Annotated in this window: 14 protein-coding genes; 3 read left to right on the top strand and 11 right to left on the bottom strand. The window is 41.6% G+C overall.

Annotated elements, in window-relative coordinates; translation table 11 throughout:
- Window positions 1–61 precede the first annotated feature (61 nt).
- From EGC82_RS06190 to EGC82_RS06145, 10 genes are all read right to left on the bottom strand, one after another.
- Window positions 62–1,270: an FtsX-like permease family protein gene (locus EGC82_RS06190; protein WP_124729990.1), complete on the bottom strand. Its 1,209-nt coding sequence runs from the start codon at window positions 1,268–1,270 to the stop codon at window positions 62–64.
- Window positions 1,271–1,292: 22 nt separating this feature from the next.
- A complete protein-coding gene (locus EGC82_RS06185) occupies window positions 1,293–2,606 on the bottom strand; it encodes an ABC transporter permease (protein ID WP_124729989.1) in 1,314 nt (437 codons plus the stop codon).
- 10 nt (window positions 2,607–2,616) lie between these two features.
- Window positions 2,617–3,315: an ABC transporter ATP-binding protein gene (locus EGC82_RS06180; RefSeq protein ID WP_124729988.1), complete on the bottom strand. Its 699-nt coding sequence runs from the start codon at window positions 3,313–3,315 to the stop codon at window positions 2,617–2,619.
- A gap of 140 nt (window positions 3,316–3,455) precedes the next feature.
- Window positions 3,456–3,677, bottom strand: coding sequence for a hypothetical protein (locus EGC82_RS06175; RefSeq protein WP_124729987.1), 222 nt, complete (start codon window positions 3,675–3,677; stop codon window positions 3,456–3,458).
- 53 nt (window positions 3,678–3,730) lie between these two features.
- Entirely contained in the window at window positions 3,731–4,990 is a 1,260-nt protein-coding gene (locus EGC82_RS06170) for an efflux RND transporter periplasmic adaptor subunit (protein ID WP_124729986.1), read from the bottom strand.
- A 796-nt stretch (window positions 4,991–5,786) separates the two neighbouring features.
- A complete protein-coding gene (locus tag EGC82_RS06165) occupies window positions 5,787–7,337 on the bottom strand; it encodes a transcriptional regulator (RefSeq protein ID WP_124729985.1) in 1,551 nt (516 codons plus the stop codon).
- A gap of 836 nt (window positions 7,338–8,173) precedes the next feature.
- The gene (locus EGC82_RS06160; protein ID WP_124729984.1) at window positions 8,174–8,422 is read right to left on the bottom strand and encodes a PspC domain-containing protein; all 249 of its coding nucleotides are present in this window, start codon (window positions 8,420–8,422) and stop codon (window positions 8,174–8,176) included.
- Between the two features lie 100 nt (window positions 8,423–8,522).
- Entirely contained in the window at window positions 8,523–8,774 is a 252-nt protein-coding gene (locus tag EGC82_RS06155) for a superinfection immunity protein (RefSeq protein ID WP_124729983.1), read from the bottom strand.
- Window positions 8,775–9,057: 283 nt separating this feature from the next.
- Window positions 9,058–9,867, bottom strand: a complete 810-nt coding sequence (locus tag EGC82_RS06150; RefSeq protein WP_244212574.1) for a cobalamin-binding protein — start codon at window positions 9,865–9,867, stop codon at window positions 9,058–9,060.
- Between the two features lie 181 nt (window positions 9,868–10,048).
- The gene (locus EGC82_RS06145; protein ID WP_124732573.1) at window positions 10,049–11,086 is read right to left on the bottom strand and encodes a DUF2235 domain-containing protein; all 1,038 of its coding nucleotides are present in this window, start codon (window positions 11,084–11,086) and stop codon (window positions 10,049–10,051) included.
- Between the two features lie 131 nt (window positions 11,087–11,217).
- On the opposite strand from EGC82_RS06145, the gene EGC82_RS06140 reads away from it, so the two are divergent.
- The 3 genes from EGC82_RS06140 to EGC82_RS06130 are packed head-to-tail and all read left to right on the top strand — an operon-like array spanning window position 11,218 to window position 14,064.
- Window positions 11,218–11,760, top strand: a complete 543-nt coding sequence (locus tag EGC82_RS06140) for a hydrolase (RefSeq protein WP_124729981.1) — start codon at window positions 11,218–11,220, stop codon at window positions 11,758–11,760.
- Between the two features lie 60 nt (window positions 11,761–11,820).
- Window positions 11,821–12,867, top strand: a complete 1,047-nt coding sequence (locus EGC82_RS06135; RefSeq protein WP_124729980.1) for a sulfotransferase family protein — start codon at window positions 11,821–11,823, stop codon at window positions 12,865–12,867.
- Window positions 12,868–12,885: 18 nt separating this feature from the next.
- Complete coding sequence (locus EGC82_RS06130) at window positions 12,886–14,064, top strand: aspartyl/asparaginyl beta-hydroxylase domain-containing protein (RefSeq protein ID WP_124729979.1); 1,179 nt, start codon at window positions 12,886–12,888, stop codon at window positions 14,062–14,064.
- A 114-nt stretch (window positions 14,065–14,178) separates the two neighbouring features.
- Here the strand turns inward: EGC82_RS06130 and EGC82_RS06125 are convergent, their stop codons facing one another.
- Window positions 14,179–15,753 (bottom strand): tetratricopeptide repeat-containing sulfotransferase family protein, encoded by a 1,575-nt coding sequence (locus EGC82_RS06125; RefSeq protein WP_164839100.1) that lies wholly within the window; start codon window positions 15,751–15,753, stop codon window positions 14,179–14,181.
- Window positions 15,754–15,944: the final 191 nt, after the last annotated feature.

Raw genomic sequence — 15,944 nt, 5'->3', positions numbered from 1 at the left:
AGCATGACAGAAGTAGTCATTGTCACACTATTGTTAAGTGCTAACGCCGCATTTAAGCAGATTACACACTGCGAGTTGCCATGGCGGGTGAAATATTCGCGGCTTTAGCGGCCGGCACGATTACCGCTAGCGTTGTCACTACCAGTAAGCCAATAACGGACGCAATAGGATAAATCACTGGCACCATAGGTAAGCTATACAGCGACATTAATTGCTGGCCCAAGACTAATGCCAACATGCCACCAATCACGCCACCGACGATACATATCAAATAGTTTTCGACCATAAAGTATTGAATAATATCGCGCTTGCGCGCTCCTAGTGCTCTACGTGTGCCTATTTGTTTGGTGCGGCGTTGAATATTAAACATCACCATACCGGTTAATCCTAGCGCGGTAATAAGTAGCAATAACACCACCATAATACTCAATACCGTCGCCATTAAACGGTGATTACTGTAGGTAAGATTTCTTAACTCGGTCAAGGTTTGAAAGTTATCAAACACCCGATTGGGGTTTTCAGCATGCAGCGCTTTACGGATCGCTTCCTCTAAAGCAGGAATATGTTCCGGTAATGCCCGTACCATATATGATTTGTTACTGCTGTTACCGCCAAAATCGATATTTTGGATCACACTGTATTCAAAATTTTCATTATCAACCCAAGCTCCTTGTAGCTTATCAACCACACCAATAATAGTAACTGTTTGTTCGCCTTGATACATGGTTTTACCCAGCGGTGACTCTTCACCCCAAAAGGCTTTGGCTAAGGGCTGCGACACTATCGCCATCATGCCACTGTCATCTAAGTTGGTATTTATTTCGTCGGCGGTAAAATTACGTCCGGCAATCAGTTTTGCGCCCATAACATTCAATAAATGTTCATTGCCCAAGTAAAAAGCAAATCCAGGGGTACTTTTAGCCGTATCAGGATTAGGCCCATCAACATAACGGTCCATCCAACCACTGTCGCTTAACGGCAACATATTACTCGAACTGGCGTCGATAACATTAGGCAGCGAACGTAAAATCTGTTGATCAACCTGATTTTGTTTGATGTTATCAACTGCAGGGTCGAAGTTATAAACACTAAAGGTGAGTATTTGATCTTCAGCATAGCCAGATTCTCGCTGCATTAACGACAAACGCTCGTTAATAATAAAACTGGCATTGGCGACTATCGCAACCGACAAAATGATCTGCAATAACAATAAAATCGGCGCACTTTTACTGCGCATTAAACTGGATAAAATCGGTTTGATATGTAACATGGTGATGTCCTTGTTTAATCCGTTATTGAGCTTTTAAATACACACTGGGTTTAGTGCGGCACACCACCCAAGCAGGGTAAACTCCAGCCAATACAGCGGTAGAAATAGCAATTAATGGCGTAATAATCCACATACTGGCATCAAGCCCAGTAACACTTTGGTCCATTGAAAAATAGCTGTGCAGCGCCGTTAACGATCCCCAAGCCCATAACAACCCCACTACACCACCGATAAAACCAATCATGCCCACTTCAACCATGTACTGACTAAAAATCTGTCCACGACTGGCACCAATTGCACGGCGAACACCCACTTCTGGCGCGCGCTTCAAAAACTTGGTCAGCAATAACCCGAGAATATTGACCAAACACACACTTAAAAACAACAAGCTTAAGCCAACTAATATTTTGTTATCTTTTGGCACTACATCGTTATCTTCAAGCCATTTATCGATATCGCTAATTTGTACTGACTCACTAGGGGTTTTAGCCGTATCAGTAAAGCGGCCGATCGCTCTTTGCTGCTCCACATAGCGGGTTAACCAACCTTGAAGACTCTGTCTTTCATCTTCACTATTCAATTCAGTCCAAAATTGAATCCATACTTTTTCTGACGCTAGTCGGTCGTTGTAAGTAATCATGGTTTCAAATTTCCAACCGCTGGTATTGCCCCAAACATCAAACTCTTCCTGGCCGGTTAGTGAAAATGGAATGAATATTTCTTCGGCATCATTAAACGCACCATTGAGTGGGTCGTAGTATTTAGGCTGTGGATTCCAGTCATCAATTATCCCGACAATCTGATACGGTTTTCGGTCTAAAAATACCGTTTTACCGACACTATTTTTCCCGTCAAAAAAGCGTAGATTCAATTTCTGGCTAATCACCACTTGGTAGGCGGGGCGTAAATCAACGTTAGCATCCCAATAGCTGCCGTATAAAAATGGCACTGAAAAAATCCTAAAAAAGTCACTGTCGGTCACCCGCACACTTTGTAATACAGGTTCAATTTTTGGATTGTCAGATTGCAACGCTAAACCAGTACGATAAGTCGCCGCTTTAAGGCTCAACTCATCGTTATTACGCAAATTCATCGCATCGGTATAAGTGATATTGGCAATAAACTCATCCCAAGTATCCAAGCCTTGGCTCCATAGCTGCACTGAGTTAATCACCTCACTGCGATCGCCAGCCGGATTGTAAGACATGGTTTTATACACATTTAAGGTCGTAATGGTAATGCCGATACCAATCGAAATCGCCAACACCATTAGCATAGATAACATCGGCGTTTTACGGATACTTCGCCACGCTAAATCACAATAGTAAAAAAACATAGTGTTCCCCTTAGCGAGTGCCGGTAGCCGCTGGTTGGTACATCGAAAAATCACATACTTGACCATCAACAATTTGAATATTGCGCTGGGCCCGACGCGCAAGCTCTGAGTCATGGGTCACCATAATAATGGTGGTGCCTTGTTGATTAATATTCTCTAAAAGCTCCATCACCTGGCGCGCCATTAAGCTGTCTAAATTACCAGTGGGTTCATCGGCAAGTAAAAATCGCGGTTCGCCTGCTAGCGCACGTGCAATGGCGACACGTTGCTGTTGTCCGCCAGACAATTGTGTCGGTAAGTGTTTCATCCGCGCGCCTAACCCGACTTGTTCTAATGCGGATTCGACTCGGCGCTTACGCTCGCTGGCATTCATACCGCGATAACGCAGCGGCACTTCGACGTTTTCGGCTAAATTAAGGTCGGGAATAAGGTTGAACCCTTGAAAGATAAAGCCAATTTTTTCATTACGGACTTTAGCACTTTTGTTATCACTTAAATTCGACACATTAACGCCATCAAGACTGTATTCGCCCGAACTAAAGCCTTCAAGCAGACCTGCAATATTCAAAAAGGTGGTTTTACCTGAACCAGACGGACCTGTCACCGCGACAAATTCACCTTCTTTCACTTCAAGGTTAAAGTCGCGTAGCGCATGGGTTTCAACTAAGTCAGTTTTGAATACTTTACTGATATTTTTCATGGATAACATAATGGCTTCCTTGGTTAATTCGGTTGTCGCATCCCAGCGCTTAGGGCTGATAATGTCAATCTTGCTAATCTGAATACAGTTGTTCTAAATACTTTTGTTTTTAATGCAATTGGCGTCAGTATCGTTAGTATTAGTCATGGCTAAAACAGCAGCTTAATGTTGACCATGTCGCTAATATCAATATGCAAACTAACGGTAGGACTAATATCTCTTAATCGATTCGAGACCTGGCTACTCATGTCAATTAACTGCAAACTAACCGATAACCAATCTGTATGATTATCAATGCGATAACTCACCGCTATTGCGAGAATAAATAAAGCGCCTAGCCCGATAAGCTGTCTGCGTTGAATAAAAGTCATAGAATGTCCTTACTCAGTTGAGTGTTTGGTTATTTGCTTGTTTATCGACTTAGCTATCGGATTTGAATTGTTGGATCATTTTTAAAGGTTTCGGTACCGGATATTACCCATACGTCACCTGCTTCACCACCTTCAAGCACTTCAACTTGGCTCATACTGCGTGCGCCCAATTTAACGACTTTTTTATGAGCGACAGCGTCATTCACTTGATACGCTACTTCGCCGCCCATATTGAGAAAATCACCGCGTTTCACTATCAATACATTGGGTCTGTTTTCCAGTAACACTCGGGCAGACAAACGCTGATTTTGGCGTAACGATAAAGTGTTACTGTCAGCAAAACGCACCCTTGCAGTCACTTCGCGGTTTCTAACTTCGGGTGAAATAGACGACAACTGCCCAACCACATTCAGGTTGCCAAAACTCAGCTCAACATCCATCCCTAAACCTAACTCATCGGCATAAGACTCTGGCACGGCTAACTCGGCTTCAAAGGCACTTAAATCGACCACAGTTAATATTGGCTGACTGGCGGCAATACGGGCTTTTTGTTCCACCAGCCAGTTACCAATAATGCCGCTAACCGGCGCGATAATGCTCAAGGCATTGGCTTGGCGGGTTAACTCTCTCACTACTAACGCTTGGCGTTGCACTTCAAGGTTACGGTTTTTAATTTCAAAACTGAGGGTGTCGCGCATAAGCTCAACTTCTTGTTGAGCATGTTTATGCAATAATTTGGCTTTGTGTAAATCATCCTTGCTTTTTTCATAATCGATTATGCTGATCAAACTCGACTCAATCAGTTGATCGCCACGACGGCTTTCACGATCAGCCGCTTCTAAATCGACTTTCGCCATGTCTAAAATCTGGCTAACACGCAGTTGCTCACGGCGGGCATCTAACTTGGCGCGCTCTAAATTACCTTGCATGCCTTCAAGCAACGACTGCTGTTGTTGCAATTCACTTTGCAAACGTGGGCTTTCAACCTTCGCCACTACTTGCCCAAGTTCAACTTCATCACCAGGTTGACTTAATAGCGTCACCACTCCTTCTTCCGTGCTATATAAAATGGGCGCATTGGCCGCAACAATTTTACCGGTAGTGGCTATATCACGTACCAAAGTGCCACGGGTAAGCGTTGCCAAGCGCAAATCTGCGCCATCAATCGACCGCACCGAACTGTCGTGACTAAAACTTGCCCACACTAACGCGCTCATCAAAATGGCACCACAACCTATCATCAAGGGTAAGCGCAATTTACGGCCTAACTTAGGCGCAATAACAGTATCTTGGCTACTTGTGTCTTTAATCATCTCAAGTCCTTAGGTAACGCGCTGACCGCAACCACCGCTTCACATTTATACCAAGATAAAGCACAAGCCATGCCAATAGTTATTTATTGTTATTTTTCATAATGATAATGATTTAAAGTGATAATCGAACACCCTAAAAGTGTCCGCGGACAGGCTTAAATACTGTCCGGTTATTGAGGAAGTGTCCGAGCGGACACTTTGTTTTGCTTTGTACTTATGTAACTTCTATGGCCTGCGGCCACTAACGCTTAAGATCGCAAGGTTCCACCCTGCACCGGCCTAATACGGCGTCATTCCGGCAATGCTTTTAAGCCGGAATCCAGGTGTTATTTTTGCTTTGTACTTATGTACTTTATGACCTGCGGCCACTAACGTCGTGGCGCTTCGCCCACACCAGACCAAGAGGAAACCAACGGCTGTTCCCTCTTTACTCTTTATAAAAGAATTGGCCCAGCCGCCATATCAAAATTATCATTCTTGTTACTAAACGATAGCTGCGATAATTTCGCGACGTGGTCAAATCCAGCTTTTAACTTCCTCTGAGTGTTCTGCGGCCTTATTCGAAAATGCTAACGCTTCAGATGGGGCGTCCCTTCCCCTCCAAAGCTAGCCAGACATCCATGCCTGGGCTCACGTCATTTTCTTCAACGGCCTCAAGTTCAGAGTTGAATTTTGGCATTTCAAGTTGAGGGAGAACTCGTTATAGTTTTGCTTTAACTCGAATCGTGTGGATTAGGAAAAATATGGCAATTTATTGATAGGCAACCGCAAAGTCTAGCCCCTTTGCAACATAGCACTAATCTAACAGGCGTAATAATTCAATAGACTGGTTGGATTTTTCTGTAAGTTTTTGAAGCATCGCTATTTTAGACTCGAACCAATGGTACTCCGTTAGTCCGTTACGGACTTCGCCTCTTATAAGTTTGTCATACCACGGTACGCTAGCGAGGTTATAATTTTCGATTAGCTCTTTGACCAATGGCTTCATATTAAGTGTCCACATGCTAGTTAAAACACCATTAATTAGATTAGTTTTCTCGAGAAAATATTTTATAAAATCATGAATTTCTGCGGTGTGTGAGCGTGCCTGATAGACCTCTAACTCATCGATATTTCGCTTAAGCTCACTCTCAAAGATTCCTATATAGCAAGGTTGTTTATGAAAATCATAGAGTGAATAAATTTCAGCAATTTGATGTAATGTTAACTTTTTAGAAATCTCTTCAATCGCTTGCCGCTTTTCATGCATTTTTTTAATTGCTTCTACTCCAAAAGCTGTACGAAAATCAAAAATTGAATAAGAGGAACGAGTGTATTTCTCAACGTAGTCAGTCATCGGATACACTTTGTCCAGTATATCAAAGAAAGTGACAAGTGATTTCAAATCAAGGTGTTTTGGTTGATTATCAATATTCAAGATATGATTTATGGTTTTGTCTTTCGCTGAGATTTTGATGAGTTGAGAGTATTCATTACTACTTATATTAAATTCTTTGAGTGTACTAACCTTTGCCCCCTTATAATAAGGAGTTTCATCACCCAGGAAATTCGCTGCGTGGTAAGTTGCTTGAATAATATCAAAGTGGGATAGGCTGTTAGTGATCTCTGACCAACTGTATTCGTAAATCATTTCTTTGCTAACTTTTTCGAGAAGCTTTAGAACCTCTACAAGATTAGCAAACCTAACCTTTAAAATCTCAATGTTAATAATAGGAGTATCATCTAGATGTACTTGGCTTTCATTACTAGCGGGATACCTAAATGTCTGCCCAGTTGAGTCCATTTCGGCTATATCATTAATAAAAGGCGTAAGTAAGCCTATCAATTTGACAAACCTAGTATCAATCAAAGGGGCATACTCTTCAACCAGATTCCAAATTATCCGAAGGTCATGGGTTGAAGCTTCGTCAAGATCAGGAAACGGTTTAATTTTACCTCGTAAAAATGGAGAAGCTTTGATTTTTCCATTTTTATGCTCAGTTAACCTTACCTTTCGATATTCAGCTAGTATCGATAAGTCTTTCCATACCTTTTTGAGCTGTAACTCAACGGCATGTCTCATGTTGAAACAAATTGGGTAAACTAAGTAATCAACACAGTTTTCGAGCTTTTGGCTTGTCAGTGCAACTTCAATGAGCTCTAATGCAGCACTAGAAAAACCTATAGCATAATCAATGTTAGATCGCGCCTCTCCCATAGGAACACCACTACCGTTGTTGCCGACAGTTGCATTAAAATCACTATTCATACCCACAGAAAATGTATTGTTTTCAAGCATGTAACATTTATCCAATAAAATACATCTACAGCCTAAAACTAAGCCACCCATTATTTGAACAAGTAACATAACTTGTTTTCATTACTTTGGCGATAGTTCTGCTCGATGTACAAAATGCATCAATTTTTATCTGTATAGTTAAAAGTTAGCGTTAAATGAGTGGTTTAATAATCATTTTCGAAATTCGGCACAGAAGAAAAACTTGATATGAATCAAGTATAAGGAAGATGGGGGCTTTTCAGGAATGAATGCTTACGCGCACAGCCTGCGCTGGCTGTTTACAGCGCCTTGTAGTCGTTTGGAGTTAACAGTTAAGTAGGCAATGCTTCGACAGCACCAAACTCTGTGGTGATTTTAGTTTTAAAATGTCCAAATTCAACTCTGGACTTGAGGCCGTTGAAGAAAATGACGTGAGCTGGCCATGGACGGCCAGCTAGCTTTAGAGGGGAAGGGACGCCCCATCTGAAGCGTTAGCATTTTCGAATAAGGCCGAAGACGGTTACAAACGCAGTAAAAAGCTAGATTCAACCACGTCGCGAAATTATCGCTTTTCAGATAATTTTGATGTGGCGGCTGGGAGATCCAAGAGGGAACAGCCGTTGGTTTCCTCTTGGTCTGGTGTGGGTGAAGCGCCACGACGTTAGTGGCCGCAGGCCATAAAGTACAAAAAGTACAAAGCAAAATAAACACCTAGATTCCGGCTCAAAGCATTGCCGAAATGACGCAGTATTTAACTCGTGTAGGGTGGAACCTTGCGATCTTATTTCAAACGAAGTTTGAACATTCTGGTGTGGCCGCAGGCCATAAGAAACAGTGCTCAAACTCACGGTAATACTTCCCCACCCATCATTTGAATACCGTTTGAGACAACATCTGTCTCCAGCATCATTCAAAGACAAAGTACCTTATTTTCGTTGCCGTTTCTTTCGCCGTAAGTCTCGAGCCATCGCTTCTGTCGTCGGGTATTTGGGTAACACTAACCATAAAACAACATAAGCGAATACTGGAATGGCAAAAAATAGGCTAGTTAACAAAAATGCTAACCTGATGCTGTTTTTTCGCAAATTATAATATTCTGCAATACCCGAGCAAACTCCAGCAATGATTGCGGATTCTCCACGTGTTAGTACTTTTATATTATCTAGACTTTCCATGCCGTTGGTTTCCTCAGGTCAGGTGTCATCAAAGCATCATTCGTTAGAAACCGTAAGTCATAAAAACTAACTCAACCGTTTTTAATAGACATATTATTTTTTAAGTTTCTTCTTTGATTTTGTTAGCATATTTACCAAAGACTTTACCCGTTGTGGCCCACACCATCACCCCGCCCCAAGCGATAAAAGACAGACCAGCAGGGATACAAGCCAATAGAATGTATTTGAAGTGTTTTCTATTAAAGATTAACGAAAGAAGTGCAGGGAGAAACCAAAGAATAAGTCCTCCTATCACTAACGCCGCCATAAACATATAATTGTCACTTGCCAACGTTTTATCTATAAAATCCATTTACTTAATCCTTTTAAAATCGATAAGTGTTACTTGTATTTAAACATAACGCAGCGTAGAGGAAATCGTCCTATGCTATTTTTGTTAGATCTTTTTTCAAGCCCCATTTACACTGAACTTACACCAATATAAATCACAACAACTTAGCAACATTACATTAATCATTACAGAATATGCAACAAAAACAGGTACAAGGCATTGTTCAACATTTGGATACTGAATTGAAAAAGATAGATTTGAATAAACATTACAAGCCGCCCCCTCTCAAAATACGACTTATTATTTAATTTCTTACTTTATCCAACGCCTCACAAACGGCATTAACACCTAAAATAGCTCTTGGGGTTGCACGGTGCAGTAAATCTGCATCAAACTGATATATATGGTGGTTTTTCACCGCGGGCAGCTCAGGCCAATCGGCCCAATTGATACCAAGAATATTGCCTTCATCTTGGCTTTGTAAAATCACTTCAGCGCCAGTTAGTAACACATTTTCGATGCTAATTTGTGGGTATTCGCTGGCAGCATCATAAAACACATTTTCACCATGACACACTTCAATAAGATTTTGGATCCAACTACCTTTAGCAACTGTCATCAACGGTGTTGACCATAATTGATAAAACACTTTTACCGCAGGCTTCATCTGGTTTTGCAACGTAATATCAGCCAACTGCTGACGATAGTCATCTGCCACTTGCTTGGCTTTAGCCAAATGTCCGGTGAGTTTACCCAACAGTTCAATATCAGTGGCGACATCAGCTAAGCTTTTAGGGTCGCTATTAAATAGCTTAAAGCCTAAATCGCGTAACTGATTAATGTCCTCTATTTTATTACCGCTTTGCCATACCACAATTAAATCTGGATTTAGCTCAATCACTCGCTCTATCTGAACACCATAATAACCACCAATACTGGGGATATTTTTAGCCGCTGCGGGATAGTCAGCATAATCAGTGGTTGCCACAATTGACTCGCCTGCCCCAATAGCAAACAGCATTTCAACCCCATGGGGTGACAAGGCGATAATTCGCTTAGCTGGTGGCTTATCTTGTAAATAATCTGAAGCAGTCTGTTCAGCCGCGGGTATAATGAGTGATACAGACGAGAGTCCAATCACTGTAATGAGCGTTAAAAATACACGTAGCAAAATACTGTCCTTAATCAAAGTGGGGGTTAATAGTAGTTAGTAATAGTGGTGACTAATGGTGGTTGCTATTAGTGGCTGCTATTAGTGGCTAACACTCGTTATTTAATGATGGTGTTAACACAGATTATTGCACCAGTTTATCGGGCCAACCATGGTTATCAATGTAATTTACTAAATTTTTCGGTCGATAATTACTGTCATTCAGCCAACGAGTTTTAACCGATTGATGTAATAATATCGGCGCTTGCTCAGGATCTAGATCGCGTATAAAGCGTTTTTTAACCCGATAAAAACTGCGATATGACTGTTCAATATCAGCCATAGGATTAGGCAATAATGTATCCGACAAATGTAATTCTACCGTTAAATCAAATACCTTTGCTTGGTTAATCATCCACTGCAATGCAATATCCGACAAAGTACTACCGTCTGAATTGGGCGCAACACTACCACCAATATTACTGTGAGCGCCCACAAACCATACTTGCTGAATATCAATACCCGTTCTAGGTTGCCAAATCGTCGGTTCAAAATCACTGCGATGTTCATCAATGGCTAAAGCATGGCGCGCCACTTTGACATTACGGCCTAGCTTGGTGTCATAAAATTCGTCTTTATCTTCAAACATGCCTAAAAAAGATAGCGGGATGCCCATTGCGCCTACCGTGTCCCACACGCCAACAAATGCCACATCTCGCGATGGATGCGAATGTTGCTGACGAAATGCCACCGAGCGATCACCTTCTGGCGCGAAAGGTTTAGTTTTCATTTTATAGTGGTCAAACGCTTGTTGAATAAGCCTGGCATCTGGGCGAGTCACAATACCGCAGTTATTAATAAGGCCACACAAACAACGCACGGTGTAGGCTCCGCGACTAAAACCGAATAGATAGATGTCATCACCAGGTGAATAGTTTTGTACGATATAGCGATAAGCATCCATAATATTTTTATGCAGGCCACGCCCTGTCGCGCCACCCATCATTGAGTCATAGTACGAACCAATTCCCCAATCGTAAAATACCTGTTGTGGCACACCATCATCTGCAATCGGCTTTATCGAACGTGCAAGCTTAAGCAAGTTCGTGGCGTGATCTTTTTCAAGATCTTTTTCGGGCCGATTCCAGGTTCCATCGGCACAAATAACAATACGTTTTTTCATATCAATCCCTGACACTCCAGCATGAACAATCATAACAATTAACATAGCCATAATAGACTAAATGCCTATTTTAACCATGGTCAAAATAGCCAATACTCAAAAGCTCACTAAATTGATTCGAGTAACTGACCATGATAACAGCAGAACAAAGTGTATTAATGATTGTCGACGTACAAGGCAAGCTTGCTCAAGTTATGCAGCAATCAGCCCAATTACACCAAAAGCTTGCGGTATTAATTCAAGGGGCACAGCTATTTGACATCCCGATTATTTGGTTAGAACAATTACCCGACAAATTAGGCCACACCAGCGATGAACTCGTACCATTGTTGTCGCAAACCACTCAGCCGATTGCTAAAGAGCACTTTAGTGGCTGGCATTGTGACGAAGTAAAACAACAGCTCACAACATTAAAGCGCAATAATGTCATTTTAGCGGGTATTGAAACCCATGTTTGCGTTTACCAAACCTGCAAAGACTTATTAGCCAATGACTATCAAGTACATCTTGTTGCCGATGCTGTTTCATCAAGGGGGACAGACAATAAAGTCCTAGGAGTGCAGATGATGCTTAATGATGGTGCCCAACTCACTAATGTAGAATCACTGCTGTTTGAACTGCAACATGTGGCCCAAGGTGATCGTTTTAAAGCCTTACTGAAATTGATAAAGTAGCCATAAGTTGCCAGTGTGAGTATGATGTTGAAATAATTATAACAATAACATCATACCGCTATGCACCTATTTGATCGGCCCATTATTATTTTATCCGCGCCCCGCTCAGGCAGTACTCTGTTGTTCGAGGTGTTATCAAAAAGTCAGTCCATATTCACTATTGGCGGAGAAAGCCACGCGCTAATTGAAACCATTCCTAAACTGAATATTGCCTACCGTAAATTTAGCTCTAATGCTTTAACCGAGCAGGATATTGATGATGATTTACGTCAGCAGTTATTGCAACGTTTTAGCGATGCGCTGCAAGATAGCCAAGGTAATCAGCCCGATAAAAATAGCGACACGAGTATCCGTTTTTTAGAGAAAACCCCCAAGAATAGCTTACGAGTCGATTTTTTTAATGCGCTGTTTCCCGACGCGTTATTTATCTACCTCGTCAGAGAACCAAAAGAAAATATCAGTAGTATTATGCAGGCTTGGCGGTCGAATAAGTTTGTCACTTACCCTAACTTACCAGGGTGGGATAAACGCAACTGGTCACTGTTATTGCCTGAAAAATGGCAACAGTTAAATCAGCAATCATTGCAATCTATAGCAGCATTTCAATGGCAAGAGGCTAATGACGCGATAATTAATTCATTACAAAAAATCGACCCTTCTCGCTGGTGTATGTTGTCTTATGATCAGTTAATTACCCAACCTGAGCAAACAGTTAAAAAACTATGCCAATTTACCGCTACCGAGTTTGACTCAGCATTGGCACAATTATGTAGCCAACCATTGCCGCATTCTCGTTACACCATCTCAACACCCAAAGCCGATAAATGGCTCGAAAACTATCATGATATCGCACAAATTTGGCCTAGCATTGCCGCTACACTTAACAAAGTAAATCACCATTTACATCAACACGGTCAGCCATTATTTGCCACACAATGGCAGCACCATGATATTGCCGAGCCAGCAACATCATTAATCACACCACAGGCCACAGCATTAACAAAGCCATTAACAAAAGATGCTATCTATAATAATGTGCCGCGTAACAGTCCCTGCCCTTGTGGATCAGGTAAACGATTTAAACAATGCCATGGTGCGTTAAGCTAAACAGCAGAGAGCCAAATTATGAAGTTACCCCATGAGTTTTATCAATTACCTTACACCTTTGATGTCAGCCAATTAGTCAAAGAAGTCGAGCAAATTTCCGAGTCCGACTGGGTCACTCATCATGAAGGTTTTCAAGGTAATTCAGCTATTCCATTAATTTCAGTTAACGGCGATTTTAATAATGACTTTAAAGGACCAATGAAGCCCACATCGGCGTTAGAGAAAAGTCCTTATATCAAACAAATATTAGCCTCATTTGGCGAAGTACTTAGTCGTTCACGATTAATGCGTTTAGCCCCTGGTGCACAAGTCCCTTTGCATTCAGACATTAATTACCATTGGTATAAACGCGTGCGGGTACATATTCCGATCACCACCACTGAACAAGTGCAGTTTTTTTGCCACGACAAACAAGTTCATATGGGCGCGGGTGAATGTTGGATTTTCGACTCATGGAAGCTACACAAAGTAGAAAACAACAGCGACCAATATCGAGTGCATTTAGTGGTAGACCTTGCGGGTTCTAGCCGATTTTGGCGCACTGTTTTTCAACACTCTCGCTCAATAGCGGACAATCAGTCAGTACCATTAAAATGCCAATCTATCGACTTTCAAACCAATTTAGCTCACGACATTACCACCGAGCAATTTAATGCCCCGGTGATCATGCCTGCAGCAGAGATTGAATATTTAACCAATGAGCTGTTAGCTGAAGTAAAACACAACCCCGAAAATCTAGTTGCTGATGTGAATGCATTTTCGTTATTAATAACAGACTTTGTTGCCGATTGGCGGATGTTATGGCTGCAATTTGAATGCACTAAAGCGGGCTGGCCGCATTATCATGCACTGCGAGAGCAAACCATGATCAAAGCATTACAGTGCGCTAAATCGTTACAGTTAATGCATTCAGGATCGGCGATAAAAGCCTTTGAACAATTAGTGATTGTCGCCTGTATGAATATCGAACTAAGTGATCAACACCAAGGTAACAATAGTTCAGCAGCAGCGCCTAACATAACGACTAAAAATACAGCTAAAGGTTCAGTAAAAGCTGCGGTAAGCACAAATCAAACACCTACTGAAGCGCCGAACACAGCAAGTACGAATACTTTTTCAGCACCACAGTCGCGTAACAGCCCTTGCCCGTGCGGCAGCGGCGAACGCTATAAAGCCTGTCACGGTAAAGTCAGCTAGCACTCACTTTAGTTGGCATTGCGTATTACGAATGAGCAAATGCTAGAAGTGCAAAAAAGTACAAAAGTCATCATCTCGCTAGAATAAAAATGGCGCCTTATTGGCGCCATTTTGTTAACCAAAAAATTGCTGCGAGGCTTTTTTTGCTATCGCATCCAGCTCGGCAATTTCCCCAGTAATAAAGGGTTGATACTTATCAGCCTGACCAATAGCCTTAGGGTTCATTGGTTGCCTAACCTGACTCGCACTTGGTGTTAATACTGCACGATCTGACTCATAAAAAGTAAAGCATTGTGGCTGCGTAGTTAACTCGCAATAGTCCAGCATACGTTGAATTTGCGACTCTGGTTCTCGCACCAGTTGTTCAAAACACACATGTAAAATCTCGTTCGGATACAGTGTGTCCCAATGGGCCATAATGTCTAAATAATGTTGCCAATAACTATTAATACCTGCAAACGAATACGAATAATCGTGACCGAAACTAAAAAACTGCTTAAACACACTCAAACCATTGTCGACCGTGTTACGCACCACATTAATAATTTTAGCGTGAGGAAATAAGGTTTTAATTAATCCAATATGTAAAAAGTTATTCGGATTTTTATCAATCACATAAGTTGGTGAATCGGTAAAATAGTGATTCACCTCGGCTAAATAACGTTGGCGGAATTGGATAATTTCATTAGTAGAAAGTTGGCTTAATCGCGATTGATAACCGCCAGCCATGTCCATTTGCAGCGCAAATCGCTCCATAAACGGTAACTCATCGGTAGCACCAACTTCGGTGTGACACGCTAAAATCTGTTCAACTAATGTAGTACCAGAGCGCGGCATGCCAACAATAAACACTGGTGTTTGACTCGATGTTGGCAAACTATCAATATGCGGCGACGGCGTATGTCCAAGCAAAGACAACACAATTTGGGCAAATAAAGGCTGCTTAAACGGTCGGTGAACCGCCATAATCTCATTGGCCAATAACATCGATTCACATGCTTTATCGATTTGCTGAGTTTGCTCATAGGCTTTACACAAGGCGAAATAAACTAATGCCTGATTTTGCTTACTCAGCGACTCATCCAATGTAAAATCTTGTAGTAATCCTAAATCCGTAGCGCTAAATCGATATTGTTTTAAATCGGCTAAGCTCCAGTAACCCACGCCAACTTGTTTTGGGCTTAATTGAATATACTGCTGATAAAAATCAGCTGCACGTTCAGTCTCCCCTTTAGCTTTATAAATGTGCCCTAAATTAAGCTGCACTTCAGGTTCTGCATAATCATGTTCTAAGCACCATTGAAAACATTGCTCAGCTAACGCCATATCGCCCACTTTAGTCGCGACTAACCCCAATTTATAACGATATCTCCCAACTAACGACTGCAGCTTAATCAACTGTTTTAAATAAGTTTTCGACAAGAAAAAGTCTTGTTTCACCTCCGCAATAGTCAGTAAACCCATTAATACTGATATCACCTCAGGATTAACCGCGGCCGCACTTGAAAAGCAGCGTTCGGCTTCAGCATATTGTTGCTGCTGTAAATGAATATGGCCTAATAAAGCTAGGGCACCGACATGTTTATCATCACGCTTAACCACTTTACGTGCATACATTCTGGCTGATGAATAATTTTTAGATTGAAACAGCGATTCCGCTTGGCTCAAATATTGGTCAATAATACTCAAACGAGAGTCCTTTTTATTATTATGATTGATCAACTATTGTCGACTGAATCCAAGTTCAATGACTTAGCTCAATGTATTAGTTCAATAACTCGGCCTAACTACTGAGTTCAATCATTTCTATTTCAATAGAATAACATAATTATCATTCTAATCTTGAGGCGACAAACCATGTTTAAATCTGTACTAATAGT

It is taken from the genome of Shewanella livingstonensis, assembly GCF_003855395.1.
GTDB classification, from domain to species: Bacteria; Pseudomonadota; Gammaproteobacteria; order Enterobacterales; family Shewanellaceae; genus Shewanella; species Shewanella livingstonensis.
The sequence above is the reverse complement of the archived record's forward strand: the minus strand, read 5'-3'. Positions and strand labels throughout refer to the sequence as shown.

Coding starts and splice junctions, on each gene's coding strand:
- EGC82_RS06190 (WP_124729990.1), bottom strand. CDS start 1,270: ATGTTACATATCAAACCGATTTTATCCAGTTTAATGCGCAGTAAAAGT.
- EGC82_RS06185 (WP_124729989.1), bottom strand. CDS start 2,606: ATGTTTTTTTACTATTGTGATTTAGCGTGGCGAAGTATCCGTAAAACG.
- EGC82_RS06180 (WP_124729988.1), bottom strand. CDS start 3,315: ATGTTATCCATGAAAAATATCAGTAAAGTATTCAAAACTGACTTAGTT.
- EGC82_RS06175 (WP_124729987.1), bottom strand. CDS start 3,677: ATGACTTTTATTCAACGCAGACAGCTTATCGGGCTAGGCGCTTTATTT.
- EGC82_RS06170 (WP_124729986.1), bottom strand. CDS start 4,990: ATGATTAAAGACACAAGTAGCCAAGATACTGTTATTGCGCCTAAGTTA.
- EGC82_RS06165 (WP_124729985.1), bottom strand. CDS start 7,337: ATGTTACTTGTTCAAATAATGGGTGGCTTAGTTTTAGGCTGTAGATGT.
- EGC82_RS06160 (WP_124729984.1), bottom strand. CDS start 8,422: ATGGAAAGTCTAGATAATATAAAAGTACTAACACGTGGAGAATCCGCA.
- EGC82_RS06155 (WP_124729983.1), bottom strand. CDS start 8,774: ATGGATTTTATAGATAAAACGTTGGCAAGTGACAATTATATGTTTATG.
- EGC82_RS06145 (WP_124732573.1), bottom strand. CDS start 11,086: ATGAAAAAACGTATTGTTATTTGTGCCGATGGAACCTGGAATCGGCCC.
- EGC82_RS06140 (WP_124729981.1), top strand. CDS start 11,218: ATGATAACAGCAGAACAAAGTGTATTAATGATTGTCGACGTACAAGGC.
- EGC82_RS06135 (WP_124729980.1), top strand. CDS start 11,821: ATGCACCTATTTGATCGGCCCATTATTATTTTATCCGCGCCCCGCTCA.
- EGC82_RS06130 (WP_124729979.1), top strand. CDS start 12,886: ATGAAGTTACCCCATGAGTTTTATCAATTACCTTACACCTTTGATGTC.